This is a genomic window from Paenibacillus phytohabitans (genome assembly GCF_013141775.1).
GTDB lineage: Bacteria > Bacillota > Bacilli > Paenibacillales > Paenibacillaceae > Paenibacillus_AQ > Paenibacillus_AQ phytohabitans.
In genome coordinates this window covers 126954-153642 of record NZ_WHOB01000068.1, presented here as the reverse complement: position 1 = coordinate 153642, position 26689 = coordinate 126954, and the positions used below count along the sequence as shown (strand labels likewise).

At 52.4% G+C, this 26689-nt stretch carries 27 protein-coding genes and 2 pseudogenes; 15 read left to right on the top strand and 14 right to left on the bottom strand.

Annotation, left to right across the window (positions count from 1 at the left end; all coding sequences use genetic code 11):
• The 4 genes and pseudogenes from GC101_RS23330 to GC101_RS23320 form a co-directional block, all read right to left on the bottom strand.
• A pseudogene (locus GC101_RS23330) lies at positions 1-825 on the bottom strand (BclA C-terminal domain-containing protein); the annotation flags it as partial.
• 295 nt (positions 826-1120) lie between these two features.
• Positions 1121-1339, bottom strand: coding sequence for a DUF6199 family natural product biosynthesis protein (locus tag GC101_RS37035; RefSeq protein ID WP_484549364.1), 219 nt, complete (start codon positions 1337-1339; stop codon positions 1121-1123).
• Between the two features lie 115 nt (positions 1340-1454).
• Positions 1455-1589: pseudogene (locus GC101_RS23325) on the bottom strand (helix-turn-helix domain-containing protein); the annotation flags it as partial.
• A gap of 20 nt (positions 1590-1609) precedes the next feature.
• Positions 1610-1957, bottom strand: coding sequence for a helix-turn-helix domain-containing protein (locus GC101_RS23320; RefSeq protein WP_171719220.1), 348 nt, complete (start codon positions 1955-1957; stop codon positions 1610-1612).
• 153 nt (positions 1958-2110) lie between these two features.
• Here GC101_RS23320 and GC101_RS23315 point away from each other — a divergent pair, with 153 nt between their 5' ends.
• Positions 2111-2857, top strand: a complete 747-nt coding sequence (locus tag GC101_RS23315) for a DNA-binding protein (RefSeq protein ID WP_246354473.1) — start codon at positions 2111-2113, stop codon at positions 2855-2857.
• Between the two features lie 105 nt (positions 2858-2962).
• Here the strand turns inward: GC101_RS23315 and GC101_RS23310 are convergent, their stop codons facing one another.
• Positions 2963-3166: a hypothetical protein gene (locus GC101_RS23310; RefSeq protein WP_171719219.1), complete on the bottom strand. Its 204-nt coding sequence runs from the start codon at positions 3164-3166 to the stop codon at positions 2963-2965.
• A 143-nt stretch (positions 3167-3309) separates the two neighbouring features.
• Between GC101_RS23310 and GC101_RS23305 the strand changes: the two genes are divergently transcribed.
• Together GC101_RS23305 and GC101_RS23300 are read left to right on the top strand one after the other, a co-directional pair.
• Positions 3310-3687: a RidA family protein gene (locus GC101_RS23305; protein WP_171719218.1), complete on the top strand. Its 378-nt coding sequence runs from the start codon at positions 3310-3312 to the stop codon at positions 3685-3687.
• 136 nt (positions 3688-3823) lie between these two features.
• Positions 3824-4582, top strand: a complete 759-nt coding sequence (locus tag GC101_RS23300) for a nucleotidyltransferase family protein (protein WP_171719217.1) — start codon at positions 3824-3826, stop codon at positions 4580-4582.
• Positions 4583-4732: 150 nt separating this feature from the next.
• Here GC101_RS23300 and GC101_RS23295 read toward each other — a convergent pair whose 3' ends face one another.
• Positions 4733-7201, bottom strand: a complete 2469-nt coding sequence (locus GC101_RS23295) for a discoidin domain-containing protein (RefSeq protein WP_171719216.1) — start codon at positions 7199-7201, stop codon at positions 4733-4735.
• 342 nt (positions 7202-7543) lie between these two features.
• Entirely contained in the window at positions 7544-8191 is a 648-nt protein-coding gene (locus GC101_RS23290; RefSeq protein WP_171719215.1) for a Vat family streptogramin A O-acetyltransferase, read from the bottom strand.
• Positions 8192-8338: 147 nt separating this feature from the next.
• Between GC101_RS23290 and GC101_RS23285 the strand changes: the two genes are divergently transcribed.
• Together GC101_RS23285 and GC101_RS23280 are read left to right on the top strand one after the other, a co-directional pair.
• Positions 8339-9604 carry a beta-propeller fold lactonase family protein gene (locus GC101_RS23285; protein ID WP_171719214.1) on the top strand — a complete coding sequence of 422 codons (1266 nt, stop codon included), beginning with the start codon at positions 8339-8341 and terminating at the stop codon, positions 9602-9604.
• A 33-nt stretch (positions 9605-9637) separates the two neighbouring features.
• Positions 9638-9859 carry a hypothetical protein gene (locus tag GC101_RS23280; protein WP_171719213.1) on the top strand — a complete coding sequence of 74 codons (222 nt, stop codon included), beginning with the start codon at positions 9638-9640 and terminating at the stop codon, positions 9857-9859.
• An 82-nt stretch (positions 9860-9941) separates the two neighbouring features.
• Here GC101_RS23280 and GC101_RS23275 read toward each other — a convergent pair whose 3' ends face one another.
• Together GC101_RS23275 and GC101_RS23270 are read right to left on the bottom strand one after the other, a co-directional pair.
• Positions 9942-11210, bottom strand: a complete 1269-nt coding sequence (locus GC101_RS23275) for a sensor histidine kinase (protein ID WP_171719212.1) — start codon at positions 11208-11210, stop codon at positions 9942-9944.
• Positions 11210-11887 (bottom strand): response regulator transcription factor, encoded by a 678-nt coding sequence (locus tag GC101_RS23270; protein WP_171719211.1) that lies wholly within the window; start codon positions 11885-11887, stop codon positions 11210-11212. The genes GC101_RS23275 and GC101_RS23270 overlap by 1 nt, the downstream gene beginning before the upstream one ends.
• A gap of 333 nt (positions 11888-12220) precedes the next feature.
• Here GC101_RS23270 and GC101_RS23265 point away from each other — a divergent pair, with 333 nt between their 5' ends.
• Genes GC101_RS23265 through GC101_RS23255 form a run of 3 tightly spaced genes read left to right on the top strand, consistent with a single transcriptional unit; the run spans position 12221 to position 16031 of the window.
• A complete protein-coding gene (locus tag GC101_RS23265; protein WP_171719210.1) occupies positions 12221-12964 on the top strand; it encodes a polyphosphate polymerase domain-containing protein in 744 nt (247 codons plus the stop codon).
• Positions 12957-13640, top strand: coding sequence for a DUF4956 domain-containing protein (locus tag GC101_RS23260; protein WP_171719209.1), 684 nt, complete (start codon positions 12957-12959; stop codon positions 13638-13640). Before GC101_RS23265 ends, GC101_RS23260 begins: the two co-directional genes overlap by 8 nt.
• Before the next feature lie 27 nt (positions 13641-13667).
• A complete protein-coding gene (locus GC101_RS23255; RefSeq protein WP_216626723.1) occupies positions 13668-16031 on the top strand; it encodes a carbohydrate-binding domain-containing protein in 2364 nt (787 codons plus the stop codon).
• A gap of 100 nt (positions 16032-16131) precedes the next feature.
• On the opposite strand, the gene GC101_RS23250 is transcribed toward GC101_RS23255, so the two are convergent.
• Positions 16132-17046: a phosphatidate cytidylyltransferase gene (locus GC101_RS23250; protein ID WP_171719208.1), complete on the bottom strand. Its 915-nt coding sequence runs from the start codon at positions 17044-17046 to the stop codon at positions 16132-16134.
• Between the two features lie 290 nt (positions 17047-17336).
• On the opposite strand from GC101_RS23250, the gene GC101_RS23245 reads away from it, so the two are divergent.
• From GC101_RS23245 to GC101_RS23235, 3 genes are all read left to right on the top strand, one after another.
• Complete coding sequence (locus tag GC101_RS23245; protein WP_039295040.1) at positions 17337-17882, top strand: hypothetical protein; 546 nt, start codon at positions 17337-17339, stop codon at positions 17880-17882.
• 110 nt (positions 17883-17992) lie between these two features.
• Positions 17993-18469: a DinB family protein gene (locus GC101_RS23240; RefSeq protein WP_171719207.1), complete on the top strand. Its 477-nt coding sequence runs from the start codon at positions 17993-17995 to the stop codon at positions 18467-18469.
• A gap of 245 nt (positions 18470-18714) precedes the next feature.
• On the top strand, positions 18715-19596 hold the full coding sequence (locus GC101_RS23235) for a phosphotransferase family protein (RefSeq protein WP_171719206.1): 882 nt from the start codon (positions 18715-18717) through the stop codon (positions 19594-19596).
• A gap of 12 nt (positions 19597-19608) precedes the next feature.
• Here the strand turns inward: GC101_RS23235 and GC101_RS23230 are convergent, their stop codons facing one another.
• The 3 genes from GC101_RS23230 to GC101_RS23220 form a co-directional block, all read right to left on the bottom strand.
• Positions 19609-20496 carry a diacylglycerol/lipid kinase family protein gene (locus GC101_RS23230; protein ID WP_171719205.1) on the bottom strand — a complete coding sequence of 296 codons (888 nt, stop codon included), beginning with the start codon at positions 20494-20496 and terminating at the stop codon, positions 19609-19611.
• Positions 20497-20640: 144 nt separating this feature from the next.
• The gene (locus GC101_RS23225) at positions 20641-21600 is read right to left on the bottom strand and encodes a catalase family peroxidase (RefSeq protein ID WP_171719204.1); all 960 of its coding nucleotides are present in this window, start codon (positions 21598-21600) and stop codon (positions 20641-20643) included.
• 80 nt (positions 21601-21680) lie between these two features.
• On the bottom strand, positions 21681-22136 hold the full coding sequence (locus GC101_RS23220) for a GNAT family N-acetyltransferase (RefSeq protein ID WP_171719203.1): 456 nt from the start codon (positions 22134-22136) through the stop codon (positions 21681-21683).
• 165 nt (positions 22137-22301) lie between these two features.
• On the opposite strand from GC101_RS23220, the gene GC101_RS23215 reads away from it, so the two are divergent.
• The 4 genes from GC101_RS23215 (at position 22302) to GC101_RS23200 (ending at position 25583) form a co-directional block, all read left to right on the top strand.
• Positions 22302-22643, top strand: coding sequence for a zinc ribbon domain-containing protein YjdM (locus tag GC101_RS23215; RefSeq protein ID WP_171719202.1), 342 nt, complete (start codon positions 22302-22304; stop codon positions 22641-22643).
• 271 nt (positions 22644-22914) lie between these two features.
• Complete coding sequence (locus GC101_RS23210) at positions 22915-23649, top strand: hypothetical protein (protein WP_246354472.1); 735 nt, start codon at positions 22915-22917, stop codon at positions 23647-23649.
• Positions 23650-23747: 98 nt separating this feature from the next.
• Complete coding sequence (locus GC101_RS23205) at positions 23748-24551, top strand: alpha/beta fold hydrolase (protein ID WP_171719200.1); 804 nt, start codon at positions 23748-23750, stop codon at positions 24549-24551.
• A 33-nt stretch (positions 24552-24584) separates the two neighbouring features.
• A complete protein-coding gene (locus GC101_RS23200) occupies positions 24585-25583 on the top strand; it encodes a sensor domain-containing diguanylate cyclase (protein WP_171719199.1) in 999 nt (332 codons plus the stop codon).
• Positions 25584-25605: 22 nt separating this feature from the next.
• Here the strand turns inward: GC101_RS23200 and GC101_RS23195 are convergent, their stop codons facing one another.
• Positions 25606-26640, bottom strand: a complete 1035-nt coding sequence (locus tag GC101_RS23195; RefSeq protein ID WP_171719198.1) for a C40 family peptidase — start codon at positions 26638-26640, stop codon at positions 25606-25608.
• Positions 26641-26689 lie beyond the last annotated feature (49 nt).

Here is a 26689-nt window from a genome sequence, read left to right as displayed (position 1 = left end):
TCCGGTCACGCCCATGGCTCCAATGTTGCCCATGAGCCCGATGCTGCCCATCACACCAGTCGCCCCGGTCACGCCCATCGCGCCAATGTTGCCCATGAGCCCGATGCTGCCCATCGCGCCCGTTGCCCCGGTCACGCCCATGGCTCCAATGGTGCCCATGAGCCCGATGCTGCCCATCGCTCCGGTCGCCCCGGTCACGCCCATGGCTCCAATGGTGCCCATGAGCCCGATGCTGCCCATCGCGCCCGTTGCCCCGGTCACGCCCATAGCGCCAATGTTGCCCATAAGCCCGATGTTGCCCATCGCGCCCGTGGCCCCGGTTGCGCCCATGGCACCAATGCTACCGCTAAGTCCGATGCTGCCCATCGCACCTGTTGCCCCGGTAGCTCCCATCACCCCAATGCTGCCCATGAGTCCGATCGTGCCCATTGCACCTGTCGTCCCCGTTGCGCCCGTCGCTCCAACATTGCCCATCAGTCCAATGCTGCCCATCACTCCGGTCGCGCCAGTCGCGCCCATAACACCGATACTGCCCATGAGTCCTACAGCGCCAGTGGCTCCCTGCATCCCCATTGCAGCCATGTTTTGCATGAGTTCCATCATGCTCATTGGCCCTGGTGAAGCTGCTGTCTCACTAGGCGGAGACTTAGCGCTTTGGGAGGCTGGATTCCCTTTGGCGCTGCGTTTTCCCTTTAGAATCCTGCTTCTTTTCAGATACCTCTTGTATTTGTAGGTTGTACTGCTGTAGAGCGGAAGCTTTAACCGTCTCCTTCTGATTTGCTGCAGCTTGAGCTTTCTAATCTTATCTGCATCCGACTTATTCATGCTATCCCACCTTCTGCCGGTCAGGTTTATACATAACCACTCGGGCTTCTGTATAACGTATGAGGGCTAGTGTGGAATGGAGTAGACGTATGCCTCGTGGATTCCGGTTTCTTTTTACAATGGTGCAATCGCTTTGAATTCCTCCTGCCTGCAACCGGCAACACCATCCAGGACAGCACCTACTCCGGAATCTTCATCGAAGAACCGGCACCGAATATCTCGGTTATTTGGGGGTGTTTGATGTGTTTGATTTACACGCAGCGCGGGATGTATAGGCATAATCAGGGCTGAAGGGTCAATGATTAAACTTGCTTAACAAGAGCAGAGTAACTCCAATTATGAACAGAATGGCGGCAAGGACTCTTACCATTATAAAATACGAGCCCGAAGGTTCCCGGTCCGACTTCCACCCCTGTAAGAACTTCCACGATCTCTTGGGAAATATGGTTATAAATAGAGTGCCAATAACCCATAATGCCAGAAATATAGTGGATATTGCTGAGAAAATAATCATTCCGTCAGGTGAACCCATAGTTTTCCTCTTTTCTAGAAAGCAATTATAAACAAGCAAACCGGAGTGTGTCTGTGTTTCAGGGGACCGATGTAGCGGAATAATTCCTCTAACGATAGTTGCTGTCCCCTCGTTCAACTCCGCCGATATAACTGTAATGAAGTGATGCTGCTTCCGCCAGTTGTTCTTGAGTCCATCCTTTTGCTTTTCGAAGCTCACGTATCCGACTTCCTACACTTTCTGGTAAATTCATGGGATCACCTCAGGGTATGCTCAATCCTCAAAAGCTCTCCGTACCTCTCTAACAATCCTATTCAAAGTACTTATTTGCTTAACACTTAACTCACCAACAGTAACCGCATACTCATCAATGGCTCTTCGCTGCGCAGCTTCCCCCTCGTTCAAGTCATCCTTATTCTGAAATAATTCTGCGGGTTGGATCTTTAGGGCTGTCACGATTTTCTCCAGTGTATCTATAGAAAAATTCCGTTCGCCACGTTCTACGGCCCCTATGTATGCATCATCCAAGTTGGACAGTTCTGCTAACTGCTGTTGTGTTAGTCCTTTTGCTTTTCTTATCGCTCGAATTCGATCTCCGGCAGTATTCCGTAAGTCTGTCATAGTAATCACCTCTCCTAAAGGTTAGGAGAGTATAGGTATAAATAGCAGGGTTATAAAGGCGGTATAATATATTGATAATACTACTTTATAGTAGTATATTTATTTTATTGTACTACTTCTTACCCTATAGATAAAGAAAAAGGAGGCCCACCCATGCGCCCTTCCATTCTGAAATCACTGAATCCGGAGATTATCATGGAAATGATAGAAATGGCTTACCGCTTCGAGGAATGGGATAAGATGCTGGATGCTGCCAGGATTCTGTATAGCTATGCGCAGTGCGTCTATGAGGAGCGTCAGTATTATAAAACCAAAAAGCTTCCGGTACCCATTCTGGATACAGTGCGTCCGCTGGTCTATTACTTCGGGTTCAGTCATCTAATGCGGGGCATTGCCTATCAGAAGCAGGAGAAGTATGGTGAGGCCAGGGAGACCATATACCGCTATGCCGAGCTTGGCTGGATGGAGGACTTGGGGCTGGAGGGGCAGGCGATTGCCGAGGAGTTCAGAGGTCTGGCGCGTGCCAATCTGTATATGGTGGAGATTCTGTCCGGAAGAATAGAATTTCTAGAGGGGTATACCCGGTTCTTGCAGGATAATCCAGAGGAGCTGCTGCCAGGTCTCGGTGTAATTTTACAGGCTGCGGTTCAGTATGGGCTTGATGTCGATGATCTGCTGTATAGATTCGCGGAACAGAGCGCCGGGTTTGGAGAGTATGAGGATGCAGATAATATCGTACAGTATTACTGCTATTGTTATCACTTGGCCTTATATTGTAAGCGAAGGGGCAGAGCGCCGGAAGCGCTGGACTGGACGCTGCAATCTTTAAGGCTGGCCCACCAGTCCAGGCATGACGGCAACTTCAAACGCTGCCCTGGCGTTGTTCGAATCACTGCGTGAGGAAGTGACGATAGAAGAGGAGCGGCGGTATCATGAGGTACTGGCAGCGTGTCTGGGGCAGGTTGTTATGGAGCTTCCAGAACTTCCGCATGCGGGAGTCTAGGATCAGACCGTCTTCTTCTTCTGCACAAGAAAGATCAGCCCGCCAACCAAAAACCCGCTGATTACCCCGGCTAAGATGGACTTAAGGATACTGATTATAATATCTGTAGCCGTGCTGTCAGGAGGTGCCGTCAGATTCACAATGAACAGCAGGCTGAACAGAACAGATGTAATCAGAAAAGATTTTGAGGTGACAAATCGCTTCATGGTTCTCCTCCATTTCAGGTGCAAGTCTTTTTGATTCAGTTCTAATATTACCATAATTATCCTACAAAACCACGACATACAGCTGTCCGGGTTCCACCGTTATACTGGGCTTATCTCAGAGGACAAGGGGCGAACAAGCGAACATGGGCGAAATCATCAGGCATGATGTGAACAAGGGTTATGCGTATTCAGGTTTTGTGGAAGCGGGGGATTTCATCTTCCTCAGCTTCTGTGTGGGCAATGTAGGCGGAACGGTGGAAGAGCAGGTAGAGGGTGCACTGAATGATATGAGGGACCGCCTGGGGCAGGTGGGCCTTACGCTAACAGATGTGGTGAAGATGGATATTCTGCTGCGGGATATTTGGGATATTCCGGTCATGGAAGAGGTGTTCAAGCGCAGATTCCAAGGCAAGTATCCGGCACGCAAAACCATCTCCACCGAGTTCGCGCATATCGGCGGCCCGGATGGACTCAAGGTTCAGATCGACGGTATCGCGTATAGACCGCGTAAGGCGGAGTAAAGTGCCCGCTGCCAGGAAGAACATGTACTCTGGGATGCCCGCCGCGTAAGTGAGTGCAGCAGCCGGAGGCTTGGCTGGCCGTCTACACTGGGTTATAGTAGAGGGACATATTCACCGGGCAGAGGAGCGAACAGGAATGATAGCATTGATCTTGGCTGCGGGGTACGCGACCCGCCTGTATCCGTTAACCAAAGACACACCGAAGCCGCTGCTGCCGGTTCAAGGGAGCCGGACGATTCTGGATCTGCTGATCGGCCGCCTGGAGGTGCTGGAGGACATCACGGAGATTCTCATTGTGACGAATGACCGTTTCTTTCATGCTTTTGGGCAGTGGCATCAGCAGTATCAGGGAGAGAAGCCGATCCGTATTCTGAATGACGGCACTTCCTCCCCGGAAGGACGTTTAGGTGCAATTGGCGATATCCAATATGTGCTGGAGCGGGAGCGGCTGCAGGATGATCTGCTGGTACTGGCAGGAGACAATGTGCTCGGATTCGGCCTGGAAGGGTATTTGAACTATTTTCATAAAATAGATAGGGACTGTATTCTGGTCCGTAACGTGGACAATATAGAAGAGCTTCGCAGTGTCGGTGTAGCCGAGCTGGACGCGGAGATGCGGGTCCTGTCGCTGGAGGAGAAGCCGCAGGAGCCGCGTTCGAGCATCGGCGTATTTGCCCTCTATATCTACAAGCGGACTACGCTGCCGCTGATTTCCCGCTATCTTGCTGAGGGAGGCAACCCGGATGCGCCGAGTTATTTCCCGGAGTGGCTGCATTCCCGCCAGGAGATGCGGGCCTATTATACGGAGGGGACGATCGATGATGTCGGCACCCCGGAGGCGTATGCGGAGATGCGGGCCAGACTGGGCGCAGGCGAGGATGAGGCATCTTGCTGAACTTAATAGCAGAAAAAACGGCTGTCCAGGACGCAAGCAATCGGTCCCGGACAGCCATTTCTGCATTCAGCGGCTCCCCCCGTCCATCATCACTTTCGCGATGACTCCGGGATCGCCTTTTCACTTAAGGCGTAAAAACGCTCCTCCTAGCTAGTTATACAAATTCACTTCCCGTATAGACCACCAGCTTGTTGCATTACCCGTCTGAACCACTTTGATATATCTCGCGCTCTGAACCGCAAACGTTGCCGTTACGACCGGACCACTGCCGCTGCCGGTCACTACTGCGCTTCCCCAATTGCTTCCGTCATTCGAGACGTACACCTCGTATCCGCGTGGATAGTCTCCGTCACTGCCTGTAGAATCCATCACAATCTTCTTAAAGCTCTTCACCGCTTTCATATCCACGGTGAATGACTGCCTCGGCACCATCGCCGTTCCGGTGCTCCAGCGCGTAGACATGCTTCCATCCAGCAGGTTGGCCGGCACATCTCCGCTGGTAGGCGAAGAAGTTGCTGTCCAGCCTGACCGGTCCAGCGCTGCTGCTGATCCTGCCTGCGTTGTGGCAGTAGCTGCATTACTCGCGGCAGACAGATTGCCGGCCGCATCCTTTGCTTTTACCGTATAGCTGTAGGCGGTTGCAGCCGTTAAACTGCTGTCACTGTAGGAAGTCGTTGCTGTGGTTCCCGCAAGCGTGCCCCCGCGGTAAATCTCATAGCCAGTGACACCGACATTGTCGGTTGCTGCCGTCCAGTTCAGGTTAATGCTGCTGCTGGAGGCCGCTGCCGCCGTCAAATTGGCCGGAGTGCTTGGCGCCTGGGTATCGGCAGTTCCGGTCCCTGCAAATTCCGAGAGGGTCTGCCTCATCGCTGCGGCCGGAGAATTGGCGTAGACTCTACCGCCCGTGTTATTGATGATATGAGTGATTTCGCTGCCCGCCGTACCCGACAGCCATATGGTTGTAGCATGATGGAGCTTCACACCGGGAGCGTTAGGAACTTCAATTGCACTTTCGAGCTTAACGGCTGCATCCCTGAAATAGGAATATACACCGAGCCCCCATGCCTCATGGCTGGTTACATTGTCTGCCACTTTATAAGAGGCATAGCCATTTACGCTGCCATTCTTGCTCATCCAGGCTGCTTGATTCGGAACATCATAAGGAATTTCCGATTGATAGAAGTACACACGGCCGCCGTTGCCGTTCCATAAAGTCTGGTATTCATTATGGTGTTCGTTAAATAAACCATATATGGTCACATTGCTGCCGTTTACAATAAGGCCGTTCTTGGAGGCGTTGGATGTCCAGCCCGCACCTGCCCCGTGATCTGCGCGCCAGATCCAGAGCTGATCTGCGATGACGTCATTACTGTTGATCTTAAGACCGGTATCATTTCTGCCTGCCGATGCTCCACCGGTTCTAAGGGTGATATCATGAAGCGATGTCGGATTACCTGCATGACTCAAGGTACTTGCGCCTGCTCCAACTTCGAGCAGTGAAGGAGAATTAACCGGTCCGGCATCAATTGTAAGACCTGCTATTTTCACTCCATCCACGTCATTGACTGAGATTGCCGTTTTTCCGTTGTCCGGTATTAATGTGGGGATACCGATACCAAGTACGACGGTATTGGCATTCGTTATCCTGATCGTATCGCTTAAATGGTAGATTCCTGGCGTGAACAGCAGGTGCTTGCCTTGACTAAGAGCGGTATTCATATCCGCTGCGCTCGAAGTTTCCGGCCGGGCAATATAGAATTGATCGATGGAGACCGACTGTCCGGGGGTTTGACCGTTTGCCCAGCTGACACCCTGGGTATTGCTTTGCAGTGAAGGCACAAATACCTGGTATTGGCCTGCACCGTTAATATACAGATACGGCTTCTCGCGTATGACGGGCGTTCTGTCTACTACAGTATAAGGCGGATCCGGAAATTGGCCGGCCGGAGGGTTGGTCACTCCCACAAATACCATGTTCCACACGCCGTTCGCCCAGCTTCCCCACTGGCTGTTCCGTGAGAACCACTGCTGCTGTGAAGCGGGAACAACGGCGTTATCCACGATGGAATCGGCAAGAAATCCTCCGCTGGCCCAGCCGGCATTCCAGTTAGCATCGAAATCGAACAGATCCAGATTGCCTTTGATATGCAGTCTGCGGAGCGGGGCTGCCTGAGAAACGGCGATTTGGGTGGTCCCGCCGGAAGGCGTGATGGACAGGTTCTCGATACTCCGCCAGAAATTTCTGGTCGCATTCCCGTTATCCCAATCCGCATTAATATTGAGTCCGCCGTTAATGTTAACATCGTTTGGATTTTGGCCGAGACCGGACACTTGAGTATAGAAGCCTACGTTGAAATTTAAGTTATACGACCCCGGCTTGAACAGAAACGCCTTTCTGTCGCTGCTGAATTCACTCGATTCCAGAGAGCTGAATACGGATGAGGTGATATTCTGGATATCCGCGGCGGCCATCGTGGGGTCAAATACGTACACATTTGGGCCAAAAATGGTTGAATTCGCCTCACTGATCGGGGCTGCTTCGGTGACGGCAGGTTTAACCGCAGAAATACTTAATGCAATCGCAAGGATGGAGACGGCAGAGACAACTTTTTTCAGCATAAAAAGTGAATTCCTCCTCGGGTTGAGCTCCTGATTTATTGATAATTTGCCATGCGCATTACAGTTCATCACCTTCACACAATCATATTTATCTGTTCCTCCTAACTTCTATTGAAGCGCTTACCAAGCGCTCACACTCACTGTATTCCCCGTTCCAGCTCCAGAGAATGCCAGGATATTTATCAAGATGCCAAATTTTCAACATTTTGAGGGTTTCTAGGTCCTGCTAAACAATAAAGGGTGTCTCAAACAGCCGTTATCCGGCTTCTGAGACACCCCTTGGTGGCTTACGATTCTAATGTATGAGTTGCCAATACCAGGAACCCGGGAGCTTCACGCCCTTCATACCTCCCCGGCAAGACCTCTGATCCGCTCCGGATCACTGCTGCACAGCACCTCAAGATTCGCTGTGATCTTCTCCGGGCTCCAGTCCCACCATTTCAGCTCCAGCAGCAGCCGGATCAGCTCATCGCTGAAGCGCGGTCGCAGAATCCGGGCCGGATTGCCTCCGGCAATATGATAGGCTGGAACATCCTTGGTAACGGTAGCGTTAGCGGCGATGATCACCCCGTCACCAATCGTCACGCCCGGCATGATCGTAGCATTCTGACCGATCCAGACATCGCTTCCGATGACGGTATCGCCTTTGTAGGGCAGATCCGCCAGCTCAGGAGTCGCCTGCTCCCAGCCGCCGCCCATAATGTTGAAGGGGTAGGTGGTCACCGAGCCCATCCGGTGGTTAGCCCCATTCATAATGAATTCGGTGCCGCGGGCGATGGCGCAGAATTTGCCGATGATCAGCTTGTCCCCGATGAACTCATAATGATGAGTTACACGGCTCTCGAAGGATACCGATTCGTCAGGATCATCATAGTAGGAGAAATCTCCTGCAATAATGTTGGGACGTGTGATTGTATTTTTGATGAAACGGACCTGCTTGATATGGGGATTGGGATGGATGGCCTCCGGGTTAGGGCCAATTGAATGCATAGGATCACACCTTTCTTGGATAAATGGGCAGTCGAGCCGTAATTTAATTCTAGCTATAGTATAGTCCAATCCGGACTCCAGTTCTTACATACCTTATGAGAGACTGGTAGTTTTTAAATCTCTGATTACAAGGGAGGATTCGCTAGAATGGCTATTCTGTCAACAGGACCTATTGAAAATAATGAAGTGAGCGGTGTCAGGCCTACTGTGCAGGTGACGGTCAAGATCGATAACCGGGACGCGGTGAATCAGTCTGCTATTCTGATCCAAGGATACAATTTAACGCTCACAAGGACATTGTATGTAAGCGAGCTTATTACGGTTTCCCCCGACGAGGTGATCACAAGAAATTACTTTGCCAATCTGGATGCCTATGAATTTGTCTTCACGACGGAAGGTCTTGCTGAATTGCAGACAGAAACCTCCGTATGGGGTAAAGATTCAGCCGGGCAGCTGGTTACCGCCCACCGGCTAGTCTCAGCCGAGCTGCTGGGTGCTGAAGAGGGGGGAGTCACAGGCTCCGTCAACCGTATCTATGTTGCCAATTTCAACAGCAATGATGTTTCTGTGATCAACGGTACAACAAGTGCGGTAATCGCAGTCATCCCTGTAGGTGTGAATCCTGCAGGAGTCGCGGTGAACCCGTTAACCAACCGCGTCTATGTTGCTAATTTGAACAGCGATAACGTATCCGTTATCGACGGAGTGACCAATACGGTGCTGGCCACCGTTCCTGCCGGGGACGGAGCAGGCGGAGTCGCGGTCAATACGGCTACCAATGCCATCTATGTTGCGAATTTTAATGATAATACGGTCACTGTCATTGACGGATTAACCAACACTGTGGTGACTACCATTATTCCCGCTGGCGGTTCTCCTTTTCCGACGGGAATCGGCGTGAATTCATTAACCAATACTATTTATGTAGCTGAATTCAACTCGGATATTGTTACTGTCATTGACGGGGCTACGAATACAGTTATTATACAGATTCCCGTGCAGGTGAACCCGTTCCGGTTGGGTGTTGATCCCTTGACGAACCGGATTTATGTCGCGAACTTCACCAGCAATACCGTTTCTGTCATTGATGGAGCGACCAATACGGTGATTACTAACGTGCCTGTAGGCACGACTCCGGCTGAGCCGGGAGTGAACATCTCTACCAATGCCATCTATGTACCGAACCGGGATGACGACAATGTATCGGTGATTGGCGGATTAACCAATACGGTGATTACTACCATTCCGGTGGGGAATAACCCTAATGGTGCAGGCGCTAATCCATTGACGAACCGTATCTATATTACTAATCAGGATGATAACACGGTATCGGTTATTGATGGGGTCACCCAGGCTGTAATTAGCGTTATTCCGGTTGGTGCGCGTCCGTTCTCCGTCGGTGTCAATCCGTAGGCGTTCATCATCTTACCGCAGGGGGTGAAGGATATGGTAGAAATAAACTCGGCAGAAGACCTTATGAGCCAGCTGTCTGGCATGGACCAAGTGAATTCTGAAGCCCGGATCTACGTTCCCGGATTAGGTGAATTCACGGTTGTATTGCAGAAGAAAGAGGAACGCATGGCTGAAGAACCGGGCCGCCGCAGCGGGGCTGAAGCAGGTGAACGTATAATGCCGGCAGCGGGATTAACAAGGAACCCTTATCTTTAGAGATAATCAGTAAATGAGCCTCTTCCTTACCGGAAGAGGCTCATTTACTGGGAATATAAGATGGGTATGCTTGTCGCAACCCTCAAGGCAGCTGCACATAGAACGTCGTTGACTCTCCTATCACACTCTTCGCGTAAATCTTCCCTTTGTGCTGATCGACAATCGACCTCGCGATAGCCAGACCCAGGCCGTAGCCGCCCTGCTTGCGCGCTCTGGAAGTGTCCGTACGGTAAAAGCGGTCAAAGATCCGCGTCAGATGCTCGGCAGCGATGCCTTCCCCGGTATTCGAGACGGAGAGGAGGACATCGTTATTTTGCTTTTTGAGCGAGATGGTTACAGCACCCTTGGGATTCGTATATTTCACCGCGTTGTCCAGCAGAATCATCACCACTTGCTTAATCTGTTCGCTGTTCCCCAGCACGGTAAGCTCCGGTTCGATGTTGTAGTCGAAGGAGATATTCTTCTCGAAGATAACAGCCTCCATGGTCAGAATAATATTCTCTACCGCATCGCTCATATTGAACTTGCTGTGGATCATTCCTGTCCGGGAATCGTCCATCTCTGTCAGGTACAGCAGGTCGTTGGTCAGCCGTGTCATACGCTCGGTCTCCGACTTGATATACTGCAGCCACTTCGCCTGATTGCGGATCGTATCGTCACTGTTCGAGAGCAGCACATCCGCATTGGTGTTGATGATCGTCAGCGGCGTCTTCAGCTCATGCGAGGCATCGGCGATGAACTGCTTCTGCTTGTCGAAGGCCTCCCGGACCGGCGCAATCGAGCGGTTCGCGAAGAAGCGGCTGGTGAAGTAGAGAATAATCAGCATCAGCAGGCCGACGGCTGTGAAGGTATAGATGAGGTTGGTCAGGATTTTCTGCTGGGAAGTGATATCCATGAAGACGATCTGCTTCCCTTCCGCTGTATGCTTGACCATAAAGATCCACCGGCTGCCATCCAGCGTGAACCGGCCGATGTCCTTGCCGTTACTAAGGGCTTCCTTAAGCGCAGCGTCATAGAACTCATCATCCATCGTGAATTTGGAATCCTTGCTGACCAGCGTACCGCTTGTATCGGTCTGTATGGTGAACGAGACGGAACGGTCCGGCTGGTAGGCGTCTATGGGCCCTTTATCCATGGGCATGCCGCCTCCATCTGCTGCGCCGCGGGGGCCTCCTTGTGCACCGCCGGGTCCCTTCTGCTCATTGTCCGCAATCCGGTGCAGCGCCATATTAATATCATTTTGCACATTGACGTACATGATGATATAGATCGAGGCGAAGGCAATCAGCATCATGATGGAGATGGTAGCCAGATTGACAATCAGGAACCGGTTTCTGAGTTTCTTGAACATTAAGCACTCACCTCTAATACATAACCCACGCCTCTAATCGTGCTGATTCGCACCTCTGAATTCAGGAAGGTAAGTTTTTTGCGCAAAAAAGAGATATAGACCTCCACGTTATTATGCTCCGCTTCGGAATCGAACCCCCACAGCTTCTCAATAATCTGCTCCTTGGAGGTTACGGCCTGCTTCCTTAAGATCAGCAGCTCCAGCAGCTCGGTTTCCTTAAGGTTCAGCTTGATCTCCTTGCCCTTCACCGTCAGCTTCGGATTCGCCGTGTTCAGCTCAATATCTCCGAACTTCAGGCCGTCCTCAGGAATCACTTCCCCTTTGCGCCGCAGGGCGGCCCGGATTCTGGCCAGCAGCTCCTCCGAAGAGAACGGCTTGGCGATATAGTCGTCTGCTCCGTGATCGAGTCCGGTGACCATATCGGTGATCTCCCCTTTGGCTGTCAGCATGATCACCGGCGTGGAGATTCCGTCCTTCCGCAGCTCCTTCAGCACGCTGATTCCATCCATCTCCGGCATCATAATATCGAGCAGCAGCAGGTCATAGATCCCGCTCTGCGCATAATCGAGACCTGATCTGCCGTCATGGACGGCGTCCACCGAGTAATTGTGCTTCTTCAATATTTGGGTCAAGGCTTCCGCCAGATGAATCTCGTCTTCTACAATTAATATTCTCATGGGATGAATCATCCTCTTCATAAGTAATGTACTTGCTGCTTAAGCCATTATAGCAAGATTACCTTTAATCAACCTTAACTGTACTGCTGTTCAGGTGCTGCCGGAGGTATTCAGGGCGAAATCATCGGATGAAATTCCAATCGTTCCAGGGCACTTATATAGAAGATACATCCGGAAGTGTTATCCCTGTGTTAAAAAGTCAGCGCAGTGTAAAACCATTTAAGATTCATTAAAGGTTCGGGGGCTAAGATACATTCATAAGCAAGCGAGGCACACACGAAAGTGCAGATAAAGGCAGTCTCCATTACACAACCCGAAAGGATCTGAACCCATATGGCGATCGAAGTGTTCAACCGTTACGAGAACAAATACCTGCTTGGCACTGAATCCTACATGAAGCTCTATAACGAACTGCTCGAATACATGGAACCCGATGAGTACAACAAACAGCATGAGTACTACTCCATCACCAATCTATATTATGACACACCCCATGATTCCCTGATCCGCAGCAGCCTGGCCAAGCCGAAATATAAGGAGAAGCTTCGCATCAGAGCATATGGCATTCCTACCGGCGAGACCAAGGTCTATCTGGAAATTAAGAAAAAGGTGTTCGGCCTGGTGAACAAGAGAAGAACCTCGCTCAAGCTGAATGAAGCCTATGATTTCGTCGCCAGCGGGATCGAGCCTGAATTCAAGAGCTACATGAACAAGCAGGTGATTGAAGAGATCAAGTACATGCTGACCAGATATGATCTGCAGCCGAAGCTGTACCTGTCCTATGACCGCAAAGCGATGTTCTGCAAAAATAACCGCGACCTGCGCATCACCTTCGATACGAATATCCGCTGCCGGCGGTACGATCTGAAGATGGAGCACGGCGTATACGGCGAAGAGCTGCTGGAGCCGGGCCAGTGGCTGATGGAAGTGAAGGCCGAGAAGACGATTCCGGTCTGGCTGGCCAAAATGCTCTCGGAGCACCAGATGTACCGCACCAGCTTCTCCAAATACGGCAACGAATATAAAAAAATGCTGAAGAACAGCAAAGCAGAAAGAGAGAGTGTCCTATATGCTTGATTCGATTTTTAGCGCAGCCCTGACCACTACGGAGCTAACCTTCACGAATGCCATTCTAACCATATTGATCTCGATTGTACTTGGCGGACTCATCAGCTTCACCTACATGAAGACGAACCCTGCCGGATATTCGCAGAGCTTCACGCTTACGATGGTCCTGCTGCCGGTCATTGTGGCCATCATTATCCTGCTCATCGGCAGCAACGTTGCCCGGGCCTTCAGCCTTGCCGGCGCCTTCTCCATCATCCGGTTCAGAAGTGCACCCGGCGATCCGAAGGATATCACCTTCGTCCTGTTCACTATGGCCTCCGGCCTGGCCTGTGGGGTTGGATCATTCGGTTATGCGGTACTCTTCACCCTTATTCTCTGCATCCTGATGGTCGTGCTGAACCGTACGGGCTTCGGTCTCAGAAAGTCGGTGCAAAAGACACTGAAAGTGACCATTCCCGAGAATCTGGGCTATGAGGAAGCTTTCGCGGAAGTTTTCAATACATTCAATGTAGCTTACGAGCTTAAGAAAATCAGAACGACCGAACTAGGCAGCCTGTATGAACTGGTCTATGCCGTAACGATTGATGAGCACACCAGCCAGAAAGAACTGCTTGACGCTATCCGTACACGCAACGGTAACCTTGACCTCTCACTAACCATGGCTCCGGTCATGAATGACTATTAATGCTGGACTAGAAGGGAACGATGACAGATGAAGAACTTAATCTTAGGCAGTAAAATAGGACTGGTGTTGTTATGCGCCGCAGTCATGTCTGCTTGCAGCACAAATGCCGCTACGCAAAATACTGCAAGTAACAACGCAGCTACAGCGGTAACGGCAGAGCAGAGCAGCACGTCTGCCGCAGTACAGCTGGCAAGTGTGAAGCTGACGGATCTGGTAGCTTTTGATGAAGACGATTCTGAGACGGCCTGGACGGAGGCGGATTCGACCGCGATTACACTAGCCGGAACGAGCGCTGCTGTCGACGGCGCCGGTGCCACAGCTGAGGGCGGAACAGTAACGATTACGGAAGCAGGGACTTATGTACTCAGCGGCACGCTCAGTGACGGGCAGATTATTGTAGACGAGCAGGCGAAGGGAACCGTACATCTGGTGCTGAACGGCGCTCAGCTGACGGACAGTGACAGTGCTCCGGTCTATATCAAGGAAGCGGGTAAAGTAGTGATTACCCTGCAGGAAGGCACAGAGAACAGTGTGACTGACGGAGCGGCTTATGTGTTCGCAGATGCGGCTACCGATGAACCAGGCGCGGCCATCTTCAGTAAAGCCGATCTGACCATTAACGGCACCGGCAAGCTGACGGTAACCGGTAATTACAACGATGGTATTTCAAGCAAAGACGATCTGAAGATCATGTCAGGTACAATTGAAGTGAAGGCAGCAGATGATGGTATCGTCGGTAAAGACCTGATCGCCGTACAGGACGGTACGATTACGATTAACGCAGAGGGCGATGGCATTAAATCGACCAACGACGAAGATGCGGACAAAGGCTTCATCGCCATTGCAGCAGGAACCTTTGATATTACCGCAGGCAATGACGGCATTCAAGCCGAGACGGCGGCTGTAATCGACGGCGGAACCTACACCCTGGTAACCGGCGGCGGCAATGTAAATGCTGAAGTGAAGGCTGGCGAAGGCGGCATGGGCATGGGTATGGGCGGCGGTGGCTTCGGCGGCCAACGTCCGGGAACAGAGGCTTCCGGGGATCAGGCGGCAGCCGGAGGAACTCCGCCTGCGATGGATGCAGCAGGGACGGCTGACCAGACGGCAACTGCCAGCACCGATGCTACTACCAGCACAGATGCCACTACCACCACGGAGACTGAATCCACCAGCGCAAAGGGGCTGAAAGCAGGCGGGGACCTCACCGTGAACGGAGGAAGCTTCACGATTGATTCCGCAGATGATGCGGTGCACAGTAACAGCAATGTCTCCATCACGGACGGACAATTCGAAATTGCCGCAGGCGATGATGGTATCCATGCCGATTCCCTGACCTCCCTGTCCGGCGGAACGATCAACATTACGAAGAGCTATGAAGGGATTGAAGGAGGAAACATTACCATATCCGGCGGTGAGATTCATGTAGTCGCGACGGATGACGGCGTGAATGTGGCCGGCGGCAACGATAATAATGCGGCTGCTGGGGGAACGCAGGCACAAGATCAATTCACTGCCGGCACCGGAAGCAACCTGCTGACCATCAGCGGCGGAACCCTGACCGTGGATGCAGCAGGCGACGGCCTGGATTCCAACGGGTCAATCACGATGACCGGCGGAACCGCAATTGTGAATGGCCCTGAGAACTCGGGCAACGGCGCACTGGATTATGACGGAACCTTCAACATGACGGGCGGATATCTGGTAGCAGCAGGCGCCTCCGGCATGGCACAGGCCCCTGGTGAAGACTCCAGCCAGTATTCGGTGGGCATGACCTTCTCGGAAACCCAGCAAGCTGGTACAATGGTTCACCTGGAAGACGCTGACGGCAATACAATCCTGACCTTTACTCCATCGAAGAGCTTCCAGACGGTAGTTGTGAGCTCCCCTGAGCTGAAAGAAGGCTCATACACTGTCTATACCGGAGGCAGCTCTACCGGAGCAGCCGTAGACGGATTGTATACGGATGGTGAGTACAGCGGAGGCACCGAATTCGTGACCTTTGATATTACCGGCAGTGTAACCTGGGTCAATGAATCCGGTATAACCACTGCCCCAAGCGGCATGGGCGGCCCTGGCGGCGGAGGCGGATTCGGCGGCGGAGGCGGCAGAGGCAACGGTCAAGGCGGCCAAGGCGGCACACCGCCAGCTGACGCAGGTACCACCAAGCCAGCAGACGCAGGAACTACCAAGCCAGCGGATGCAGGCACAACAGCTCCTGCGGATGCGGGCACCACGAAGCCAGCAGACGCAGGAACTACCAAGCCAGTTGACGCAGGCACAACAGCTCCTGCGGACGCGGGCACCACGAAGCCAGCAGACGCAGGAACTACCAAGCCAGCGGATGCAGGCACAACAGCTCCTGCGGATGCAGCAGCAAGCACTAAGTAAGCAGGCTGAGCATAAGTAGCCTGACAGCACAACAGAGACTATCCTTTAGCGGATAGTCTCTGTTTTTGCGTTCCGGAGCGGCAGCGGGCCTGCCGGGCGGCTACATGAAGTCGAAGAAGTAACGGATCACATGGAAGAACACGGGTGCTGTATAGGTAAGGCTGTCGATGCGGCTGAGGTAGCTTTTCTTCAGTGCAGCGAATTTATCATCATCGCCGATCAGCAGATCGCGCTTGAGCACAGATACGGTCAGGCTGCCGAAGAAGCCGCTGAGGCTGATCAGCATGCCGGAGAGATACCCGAAGGCCGGATTCAGCGGTGTGAGGTGCGGATAGATCAGATAGGACACCGCTGTAGTTACAACGAACGCGCAGGCGAATCCTTCCCAGGTCAGGTAGGGGTTGGAGGTAGGAACGATTTTGTGTTTGCCGAAATAGATCGAGGCCATATAGTGAACGGCATCATTAAGCTGGGTCAGCACGACCAGAAACAGGACAAGACCGGCCCCATATTCCGGCGACGCAAACTGGAAGTAGGCCAGGTGGCTCAGCCCGAAGACCATCAGCATCAGCCCCCACTGGGTGGCGCTGACACTGCGCAGGAAGCCCAGCGTTCCTTTGTTAATCAGCCTGGGCAGCGGCAGCAGCAGGAACACATAGACCGGAATGAAGACAATGAACATCCCGTACCACTCGATATAGACCCAGTAGAATTGCAGCGGAATGGACAGGTACGCCCAGAGGAACAGCCTGCGGTCCGCTTTTCTTGTCCGGATCATGGAGAAATATTCTTTGAGCGCGAAGAAGGCCAGTACCATCAGGGACAGCAGGGAAACGACGGAATTGGACAGGGTAGCCAGGCAGAAGATGAACAGCATGCCCCACCAGGTTTTGATCCGGAAGCCGATTCCGGTATAATCCTTGTCCTTCTGCAGTCTGCTGACAGCAAGATACAATAAGTGTATAACCGATAAAGCTGCGAAAATAAGTACGAGCGTAAATAACGAGCGGTTCATCAGCAATCACCAACTTATCTATGGGTGGAATTTCAATAAAGGAATTTTATGTTAGAATAAACAGAGTGTCCAGCTTATTTTGAAGCTTACACTTGATCTGATTCGTTTCCGGCAGTCTGTAGCCTTCCCGCTAAGCTGCTTGGAAGAGGCGAAATGCTGCCTTTTGTACAACAATTTTGAGTTTGAGCCGATTTAATGAGGGAAATGTTGTATTATGTGCAGGATTCTGGCGAGTTACCGGATCACTGCCACATAAGGCCTATATACCAGATTATAAGGGGAAAATTGCAATGTCAGCTGATTCTTCGGTCTATATTCTGCTCACCAATACAGGGACGCTTTTTACGAAGCTGATCCAGGGCTACACCAAGGCTCCGTATAATCATGCCTCCATCTCGTTTAACCGGGAGCTGTCAGAGCTGTACAGCTTCGGGCGGAAGCATCCGGCCAATCCGCTAAACGGCGGGTTCGTGAAGGAGGATATCCGTACAGGTACATACAGCAAGTATCCGGGTACAACATGCGTCATCTACAGGCTTCAGGTTACAGACCGTGAGGTGGAGAAAATGAAGCGGGTTCTGCATGTCTTCATCCGCAGCCGCCAGAAGTATCTCTATAATATTCTCGGTGTCATCGGCATAGCGCTGAAGGAGCCGGTTGAATTCAGCAACTCCTACTTCTGCTCGCAGTTTGTTGCCGAGATTCTGGAGCGCTCAGGGATTAAGCTGTGGAATAAGCTGCCTGCACTCGTGACCCCGGATGATTTCCGGCAGAGCGACCGGCTGGAGCTGGTTTATTACGGTAAGTTAAGCGATTATCATCCTTCTGGGATGTAGAGAAAGTCCTCGTTCCCGTTAAGGGAAGAGGACTTTAATTATAGTTGAACCCTACCTGGCTTAGGATGTCCGGATTGTGGTATTTTCAGTAAGAAAAGGAGAGTGGAAGTATGGTTCATGCCAAGGATGTGCTTGCCAATCAATTGTTGGCGAATGCCAATGACCCCAGCTGGCATCTTCCGTTCATTCAGGCGGTAGAGGCGGTTACAGAGGAAGAAGCTTTCTGGAAGCCCGGAGCGGGCTTGAACAGTATTGCTGAGCTTACCCGGCATTTGCTGTACTGGAATGAGACCTGGCAGAGCAGGTACCGGGCGGGGCGGGTGGATGCTGTCCCTCCGGTTGGTGATAACAATCGCAGCTTTGTGGTTCCGGAGGGTACTGCATTCAGCGAGCTGCGGGGAAGCCTGCTGCAGGTCTTGCTGCAATGGCAGACCCTGTTGTCCGAAGAGGGTCTGGAGGAACAGGTGGAAGGATTCCCTGAACCGGCTGCCTGGTGGGAAATCATCAGCAATGCGGCTACGCATAATGCCTACCATATCGGCCAAATGGTTGTGTTACACAAGCTATACGTCACGCTTCGGCAGTAACCAATCTGCGTAAATACTGCCGGAACGATAAGAAGCATCCCGAACAGACCCGTAAAGTTACTTGCGGGTCTGTTTATGCTGCAAATATAAGAATGTATATGTTGTACACAAGTTCCCGCTGAAGCTTGATACCTGAAGTTGCCGGCCGGGCTGCTTGTGCAGAAAGCCTTAATCTGTAATAAACTGGAGCATGTGATATTCTTGGATTATTGTCTACTGAAGGAAAAAGAGAGGGATTTCATATCATGAATGCTAATATCATCAGAGCGCTGGAAATAAGATATGCCTGCCGGTTGGAGCGGCTTACAGGAGGGTATACAAATTTCGCCTATCTGATGGCGGGGGCGGAGCCTCCGCTTGTAGCCAAAGTAACGAATCTGTCCAACGAAGACACGCTCAATGAGATCCAGGCAATGAAGCTGGTGCAGGGAAGCTGTGATACACCGGCCATACATGAGGTGTCAGAGATGGACGGGATGCGGATACTCGTGATGGACTGCATGCCGGGCGTAAGTGCACAATCCGTCCTTGATGCAGGAGACTGGGCAAGAGCGGAACAAATATACAGCAGAATGGGCCAGCTGCTGGCTTCCCAGATTCATTCGCAGCCGTATCAACTGCTGGAGCAAGGTCTGCGCCTCAGCAACAGATCCGCACTTAGTCAGATGATTAAGAGGTTAGAATTCGTACCGGGTCCCCTGAGCAGGGATTCGCTCCAGCTCCTGTCGGCTGCCGGTGCCCAGGACCAGCCTTGGGTTCTGACGCATGGGGATTACGGGGTACATAATATACTTTGTGAACCGGAAGGTACACTTCATGTGCTGGACTGGGAATGGGCAGAATGGGGCGGTCCGCTTAATGACGTGGCCTGGGTCTGCTGGTTCACGAAGCTGCATTACCCCGGGCAAGCCCAGAAGCTGAATGCAGCCTTCATCCGGGGCTACCTGTCCGGGAATCCGCTGTCGTTCACACCGCAGCAGCTGAAGGCATCCAGCCTATATAAAGTGTGGAATGTGCTGCACCGGCTGCGGATTGCTCCCAAAGAGGTGCAGCGTGAGTGGGTTCGGCGTCTGGAGTGGACGCTGAATGAGGATTTCAGTGATCTGCACGGGAGTGACCATTCATAACCTGCTGGCCAGTCACTGCTCCGGCACAATAACCCGGATGTGACGCGGAATCGTGCTTAGGCGGATTGGGAGCGGCGGGCCTTCTTCACCATCGACATTGGTCTTCACCGGCTCGGGAGAGTGCACCGCGACTTCTCTGGCCGTGAAGTAGATAACATCTTTATGATTTCTCAGGTTGCCGAGCAGCAAAGAGATGCTGACTGTAACGGTGTTCAGCAGATTAAGATCCTTGACGATGAAGCAGTGAAGCAGCCCGTCATCTACCGCAGCACCGGGCGCAAGCTTCTCGAAGCCGCCTACTGAATTCGTAAGCGCCGCGATAAACAGCGGCGAAGAGCCTTCCCAGATCTCCCCGTCATGCGTAATGGTCAGAGTGTGTGCGCTGTTGCTGGCCAGCTCCTTAATGCCTTCTTTCAGATAAGCCAGGAAACCCAGCCGGGTTTTGTCTTCGGTGGTAACAGAAGAGAGTGAGCCGGCCAGTGAGCCCGCAGCAACCACATTTACGAACAGCCGGTCGTTCAGCCGGCCCATGTCGACTCTTTGCGTACGGGAGGAAGAGAGCGTCCGGATGGCATCCGCAGGACTTAGCGGAATCTGCAGGGCACGGGCGAAGTCATTCACCGTTCCCATGGGCACGATCCCCAGCGTAGGGCGGTGCTCCTGATCGGCAAGCCCGTTCATGGTCTCGTGAAGGGTGCCGTCTCCGCCGATGGCCACCACCAGATCATAGCCCCCGCTGCATGCCTGCACGCAGAACGCAGTTGCATCCCCCTCCCCTGCGGTTTCATGGATGGTAACCTGATACCCTGCGCTTTGCAGAATCTCTTCCGCACTGCGGATATAGTCCCGCGCGTCTGCTTTGCCGGACGCAGGGTTAATGATAATCATAGCCTGCTGCATACTGCACTCCTCTCTGTGTGTCTGGATTATTATCCATTACCCAACCAGGCCTAGCGATTGAATCAAAAGCGCCAAAGGGCAGCAAAAAGTCCCTTTGGCGCTTAATTTGTATCCGGACAGCCTTCACCGCAGCTCCGGCCGGGATTATCTTCCTTCACTTCGTCTATGATGAGAATCGGCATAGGCTGCACTGCGGAAGTTAAGAATCGGATCGTCCGACAGCTGTATCCCGGACGTGATGGCGGTGGGGTCCATTACCAGCCCCTCCGGTTCCGGAATGATCTCCGAGATATGCAGCCGGCCGAGATCGATTCTCCGGCGGTCCTCAGGCCAGGCACGGGTAGGGTCATCCGTCGGGTCCCCTTCTTCACCGAGAACAGCCACAAGCTGGAAGATGGCCGACTCATCTTTGAAGCGAAGCTCAAGTTCATCCTCCAGGTAATGCTCCGGCTGCTGCGCTGCATCTTCAGCCGATAAGGTACGCACTCCCGTCTCGGGAATCCACTCGAACCGCACGGGCTGCTGCCTTCCCGCTGAATTCACCATATAATAAGCATGAATGCAGTAATAATGACTCTCTGCGTAGCTGGCAGGCGGCTTCAGCCGTTTCACGGCCAGCAGACTCGTCTTGCTCTCGCTGAAGTGGACCGTGATTTCCTTGATCAGCTCCAGGGTCCCGAGTGTGCCAGCCTGTGCGCGGTGGGCCGTACGGACAATATCTATGAATGACTCAGGGGTGCGGGCAAAAAAGACAGGTATCGTCACTCCGACCAGATTGGTAATCCCTCCATCCGGCAGGCTGAACTGGACTGCCATACCCTTGGCGGGCGAGAGAAGGTCCGCCAGCGCCGGATCGGTGGAGCTGCCCGAGAAACGGACCACTGCGTCTACCTGCTGCTCCTGAAGATGTGCTGCGGTAGTGAATTCCATGCCCAGGCCGCTTGGCCGGAAGAAAGCGCGGCAGCAGATTCCCTTGGCATGCGCGCGGCGGTATCCGGGATGCACCCCGGACAGCTCCTCGATCGCGTCTACGGCCTCAGCGGCCAGGCCGGAATATTCCTCCCCGCTTGCGGGAAGATGGCTGATCCGATCAGATGTATTCATGCCATACTCACTCCTCGTAAGATTATTTGTACCCGGACAAGCTGCATCAGCTGGATCATAGTTATTACCACACCGGCATTTTACTTAAACTGCTTCTCGTAGACATCCACTTCATTATTGTGGTTATCCATGGCACTTCTGATCCGGACAAAACCGTTCGCAGTCCAGAATGCTTCCCCGGCCTTATTCTCCAGCTGAACCGCCAGCCTGGCCGCATGTAAGCCTTGGTGCTTAAATATCTGCTCCAGCTTATGAACCGCAGTCTTCCCGATACCCTGCCGGCTATACTGCTGGTGAATTACCAGAAGCCCGATCCATGGATGATGATCCTGTCCGTAATCGGGAAGGTAGGTAATTAGCCCGGCGTAACCGCTATGGGCCTTGATGTACAGCATCTTTTCTCCCATTTCGAGGTTCTTCCTGTTGTCTTCGCGGATCTCCAGCGGATCGAGGTAAGCTTTATGCTCCACCATGAGGTTGAAGGCAGGCTGGGAGTTAAGGATTGAGGCTTGAATCTGAAGGCTCTCCGGAGACAAGGGGTCGGAAACTTCTTCTAATTGGATGATGATAACCACCAGCTTTCTATTAGATAAATATCTAATTAGATAATAATATAATTGTCGCTGGCTATCAAGCTATATGCTAAAATTAAGCAGGATTATCCCAAAAAAGTGCTTAAGCAGAAATGGAGAAAAGAAATAATGAATGAATTACCAAACTGCCCGCAGTGCAGTTCCGTGTACACCTATGAGGACGGAGCGCTTCTGGTATGCCCGGAATGCGGACATGAGTGGTCTTTGGACACAGAGAATGCAAGCAACGTGGACCAGAAGGTGGTTAAGGATTCGAACGGTAATGTTCTGGCTGACGGGGACACCGTAACGGTGATTAAGGACCTCAAGGTAAAAGGCAGCTCATCCGTTCTGAAGATAGGCACTAAGGTGAAGAACATCCGGCTGGTGGAAGGCGACCATGATATCGACTGCAAAATCGACGGATTTGGTGCGATGAAGCTGAAGTCGGAGTTCGTCCGCAAAGCATAAAACAGAAGGACCGGTATCTGAACCCCAGCGGCCAGCAGATTCCGGTCCTTCTATTTCTTGCTGCTATAGGATTATCGCCCCGTATTTCTTCCGTTTCCATTGCTGTTTCCGCTCCGGGCAGCGGATACGGGATTCATTCCTCTATTGAAAGGGGAAGGATGTAGTACAGACGTCCGGAGCAGGCGGGCCCCCATTGTCCAAAAGCTGATGCGCACAAACTTTGTAGGAAGGAACTTGCCCAATGAAAAGGTACATCGGATGCGCTGCCTTTATGGCAGCTATGTTATGGCTTACTGCCTGCAGCGGGACACCGGAGGGAGCACCCGTGCCTTCGCAGGAGCCGCAGCACACACAGGAAGCACTGCAGTCAACTCCCGGGACAGCCCCCGTAGACCCACCGCAGCAGACACCGCTACAGACATCCAATCCAACACCGGTCCAATCGCCAGCATCATCAACCCCATCAGCCCCATCAGCTCCATCAACCGAAGAAGGACAGCCGCCCGATATTCTGGAGGCAGCAGCAGCCGTGATCACCGCACTTAAAGAGAAGGATATGGATCAGCTTGCCGCCTGGGTGCATCCTGAGCGGGGCATCCGTTTTTCACCCTTCGCCTATGTCGATACAGTTAATGATCTTGTATTCACCAAAGATGAGGTGGACACCTTGTTGGAGGATCCTGCAAAACGCGTGTGGCGGTTGTTCGAAGGTACGGGTGAGGTTATTGAGCTTAATTTTGCGGATTATTATAAGTGGTATATCTATGATGCTGACTTTGAGCAGGATGCCGGGATTGCAGTGAATAAGGAACTGCGTAAGGAGCAGACCTCCGGAAATCTCAATGAAGTCTATCCGGAAGCGAACCATGATTTCGTCGAATATTACATCGGCGGGCTGGATTTGGCTGAGGAAGGGATGGACTGGCGCAGCCTCTATCTTGTTTTTGAGACAAACGGTGATGATCATGCGCTGGTTGGTATTATTCACGATCAATGGACACCATGAGACGCGCAGACACATGCAGACACATAATGATTGCTTGATCTTTGCATAGGTGCGCCCCAGAATGGAGGGAACGTGATGAATAAAGGGAGCAAGTGAGCATGAGCAGTGTTATGACACGCAACAAGGTAAGAGTTATTGGAGAAGGGGAGCAGACCCTCGTTTTTGCCCATGGATTTGGCTGTGACCAGAGTATGTGGCAATTTATTACGCCTGCCTTTGAGAAGAAGTACCGGATGGTGCTTTTTGATTATGTCGGCTCAGGCAATTCGGATCATTCAGCCTACAGCGGAGAGAAGTACAGCAGCTTCGGCGGCTATGTGCAGGACGTGCTTGATGTTATAGATTCGCTGCAGCTGACCGGTGTTATATTTGTCGGCCACTCTGTCAGCTCGATGATCGGAATGCTTGCTGCCATTGAGCGGCCGGAATATTTCCGCAAAATGATTATGATCGGCCCGTCCCCGTGTTATCTGAACGATGGTGAAGGCTACATCGGCGGATTTGAGCGGAGTGATATCGCTGAGCTGCTGGAAATGATGGAGATGAATTTCTCCGGCTGGGCCGGATTTATGGCGCCGCTGGCGATGAAGAATCCAGATCTGCCTGAGCTCACGAAGGAGCTGGAGCGGACCTTCATTTCCGGGGACCCGGTCATTGCCAGAGAATTCGCCGAGGTTACCTTCCTGTCTGATCACCGGGCGGAGCTGGCCAAGTCAACCGTTCCCACACTGATTCTGCAGTGCTCCGATGACAGTATCGTGCCGATAGAGGCCGGGGAATATCTGCATAGACACTTAAGCAACAGTACCTTCCGGCTGCTGGAAGCCAAAGGGCATTATCCGCATATCAGCCACCCGGAAGAGACGATTATGCTGATTAACGAATATCTGCAATGCGATTGAAGCCATTAAGAGGTATGGAGAGGGTACAGGAACATGGATAAACGGCTGGAATATGCCCCTTGCGGGTATATTTCCATTACACACGAGGGTATGATCACGGAGATGAACCAGACCTTCCTCGATATGACGGGCTATAAGCGGGAAGGGCTGGAGCACAAGCATTTGGAATCGATTATGTCAAAAGCGAACCAGCTTGTTTTCCATTCGTACTTTTATCCTAATATCAATTTGCACGGGCAGGTAGATGAGCTGTTCATCAGCTTGAAGGACAGCGGCGGCCAGTCCATTCCGTACATCCTGAACGGCAGGCGGCACGAGCATGAGGGCGTAGAGGTTATTGATTGTGCCTTGGTTCAGATGAGCAAGCGCATGGATTATGAGCGGGAGCTGCGGTCTGCCAAGAAGCAGATAGAGGAAGCTTACTGGGAGAAGGAGCAGATGCTCGCCGAGCTGAAGCAGCTCCATGCCGAGATTGAGCAGAAGCAGGCAGAGCTGCTGGAGCTGAATGCTATTCTGGTTGAACGCTCCACTACGGACAAGCTTACAGGACTGAAGAATAGACGGTATTTTCAGGAAGCACTGGAGGAGCATATCGCACGGTATAGGGAGCAGGGACGTTTATTTTCGCTGCTGATCCTTGATATAGACCACTTCAAACAAGTAAATGATACGCTGGGGCATCAGGCAGGTGACTATGTGCTGGAGCAGATGGGGAGCATCCTCCGCTATCATTGCCGGGAGCAGGATATGGCGGCCAGATATGGCGGCGAAGAGTTCGTGCTTATTCTTCCGGACATCAATGCCCAGGAGTCGATACTAATTGCCGATAACCTGCGTCATGAAATTGCCCGGGCGGCATGGGGATCCAATATCCCCGGCGGCATTACAGCGAGCGTGGGTATTGCTACATTCGCAGGCACGGGTAATGAGACAACCCTGCTGCGGCAAGCGGATCAGGCGCTCTACACCTCCAAAGAGCAGGGCCGGAACCGCGTCACGCATTGCATGGATTCCAGCGCCCTGCCTTGGTAGAGAAGTAAGAACATACTTGATGTTATAAAATTCTGCGGGCGGTAACGAAACGTTTCTTCCACTGGCTGCCGAAAGCCTCGATATGTACACCGAGCTCTTTGGAATAGGTATGCAGCATTTGATTATTTCCGGCATAGATAGCGACATGTCCAATATCCAGCCCCCGGGCGCTGAAGAAGAGCAGATCTCCCGTGCGCAGCTCGTCCACTCCAACCTCAGTGCCTTCCAGCGCCTGATCATAAGACACACGGGGAAGCTCAACCGACAGCGTGTCCGCAAATACCCGTTTCACAAAAGACGAGCAGTCGAACGTATCGGTCTGATCGGGCGAAGCCCCGAATACATAAGGCGCATTCAGATATTTCTTCCCGTAGGCAATCAGCGCCTCCCCCTGCTTCTGCAGCAGAGAGCCGCTTTTGTAATCTGTATATTTCGGCTTGGAGGACAAATATCCGGTCACATGATCTTCCGTCCGCACCTCCAGCCAGAGGGCATTCACTTCGCGGATGACCTGGACTTTGCTGCCTGCGGGCAGCAGGGCAAGCGTGTTGGCTTCGCTGTCCGAATCCGGGGAGCTGCGCAGATTCACGCCCCAAGTGACCGAGGTATGATAGGTAGCGGCCGAAGAGATGGAGACGGAACCGGTTGCTGCATCCCAGGTAACGGTGCTGCCCAGGGCTTCACTGACGAAGCGCAGGGGGATCATGCTGTAGCCCTGCGACAGCTGCCCCGGTACGCTCAGGGCGAGCGGTTGCCCGTTCAGCCGGGCAGTGGCTGAGCCAATGGTGTAGGTCAGCGTTGTGCCGCCTTTGGTAGCCGTCACAGTCTTGCTCGAATTATTCCAGGATAGCCCGGCACCCTGGGCTTCAAACAGGTTACGCATGGGTACGAGCACAGTACCGCTGATGTTAAGCGGCCGGGCTTCAGGCTGAAGCTGCTGCCCGTCCAGGTAGATGGAGATAGGTTTAGGGGTGGCGGCTGCTTCTGCATGGACAGAGGCTGGAGCTAACAGGGTCAGCCCGAGCAGGGATAGCAGCGCAGTTCTTCTTGCTGTCATGGATTCATCACCTTATGGATAGATTTAACTCTATACATTGGACGTTGCC

Excerpts from the sequence above, each read along its gene's own strand:
- GC101_RS37035 (WP_484549364.1), bottom strand. The coding sequence starts at position 1,339 with ATGATTATTTTCTCAGCAATATCCACTATATTTCTGGCATTATGGGTT.
- GC101_RS23320 (WP_171719220.1), bottom strand. The coding sequence starts at position 1,957 with ATGACAGACTTACGGAATACTGCCGGAGATCGAATTCGAGCGATAAGA.
- GC101_RS23315 (WP_246354473.1), top strand. The coding sequence starts at position 2,111 with ATGCGCCCTTCCATTCTGAAATCACTGAATCCGGAGATTATCATGGAA.
- GC101_RS23310 (WP_171719219.1), bottom strand. The coding sequence starts at position 3,166 with ATGAAGCGATTTGTCACCTCAAAATCTTTTCTGATTACATCTGTTCTG.
- GC101_RS23305 (WP_171719218.1), top strand. The coding sequence starts at position 3,310 with ATGGGCGAAATCATCAGGCATGATGTGAACAAGGGTTATGCGTATTCA.
- GC101_RS23300 (WP_171719217.1), top strand. The coding sequence starts at position 3,824 with ATGATAGCATTGATCTTGGCTGCGGGGTACGCGACCCGCCTGTATCCG.
- GC101_RS23295 (WP_171719216.1), bottom strand. The coding sequence starts at position 7,201 with ATGCTGAAAAAAGTTGTCTCTGCCGTCTCCATCCTTGCGATTGCATTA.
- GC101_RS23290 (WP_171719215.1), bottom strand. The coding sequence starts at position 8,191 with ATGCATTCAATTGGCCCTAACCCGGAGGCCATCCATCCCAATCCCCAT.
- GC101_RS23285 (WP_171719214.1), top strand. The coding sequence starts at position 8,339 with ATGGCTATTCTGTCAACAGGACCTATTGAAAATAATGAAGTGAGCGGT.
- GC101_RS23280 (WP_171719213.1), top strand. The coding sequence starts at position 9,638 with ATGGTAGAAATAAACTCGGCAGAAGACCTTATGAGCCAGCTGTCTGGC.
- GC101_RS23275 (WP_171719212.1), bottom strand. The coding sequence starts at position 11,210 with ATGTTCAAGAAACTCAGAAACCGGTTCCTGATTGTCAATCTGGCTACC.
- GC101_RS23270 (WP_171719211.1), bottom strand. The coding sequence starts at position 11,887 with ATGAGAATATTAATTGTAGAAGACGAGATTCATCTGGCGGAAGCCTTG.
- GC101_RS23265 (WP_171719210.1), top strand. The coding sequence starts at position 12,221 with ATGGCGATCGAAGTGTTCAACCGTTACGAGAACAAATACCTGCTTGGC.
- GC101_RS23260 (WP_171719209.1), top strand. The coding sequence starts at position 12,957 with ATGCTTGATTCGATTTTTAGCGCAGCCCTGACCACTACGGAGCTAACC.
- GC101_RS23255 (WP_216626723.1), top strand. The coding sequence starts at position 13,668 with ATGAAGAACTTAATCTTAGGCAGTAAAATAGGACTGGTGTTGTTATGC.
- GC101_RS23250 (WP_171719208.1), bottom strand. The coding sequence starts at position 17,046 with ATGAACCGCTCGTTATTTACGCTCGTACTTATTTTCGCAGCTTTATCG.
- GC101_RS23245 (WP_039295040.1), top strand. The coding sequence starts at position 17,337 with ATGTCAGCTGATTCTTCGGTCTATATTCTGCTCACCAATACAGGGACG.
- GC101_RS23240 (WP_171719207.1), top strand. The coding sequence starts at position 17,993 with ATGGTTCATGCCAAGGATGTGCTTGCCAATCAATTGTTGGCGAATGCC.
- GC101_RS23235 (WP_171719206.1), top strand. The coding sequence starts at position 18,715 with ATGAATGCTAATATCATCAGAGCGCTGGAAATAAGATATGCCTGCCGG.
- GC101_RS23230 (WP_171719205.1), bottom strand. The coding sequence starts at position 20,496 with ATGCAGCAGGCTATGATTATCATTAACCCTGCGTCCGGCAAAGCAGAC.
- GC101_RS23225 (WP_171719204.1), bottom strand. The coding sequence starts at position 21,600 with ATGAATACATCTGATCGGATCAGCCATCTTCCCGCAAGCGGGGAGGAA.
- GC101_RS23215 (WP_171719202.1), top strand. The coding sequence starts at position 22,302 with ATGAATGAATTACCAAACTGCCCGCAGTGCAGTTCCGTGTACACCTAT.
- GC101_RS23210 (WP_246354472.1), top strand. The coding sequence starts at position 22,915 with ATGGCAGCTATGTTATGGCTTACTGCCTGCAGCGGGACACCGGAGGGA.
- GC101_RS23205 (WP_171719200.1), top strand. The coding sequence starts at position 23,748 with ATGAGCAGTGTTATGACACGCAACAAGGTAAGAGTTATTGGAGAAGGG.
- GC101_RS23200 (WP_171719199.1), top strand. The coding sequence starts at position 24,585 with ATGGATAAACGGCTGGAATATGCCCCTTGCGGGTATATTTCCATTACA.
- GC101_RS23195 (WP_171719198.1), bottom strand. The coding sequence starts at position 26,640 with ATGACAGCAAGAAGAACTGCGCTGCTATCCCTGCTCGGGCTGACCCTG.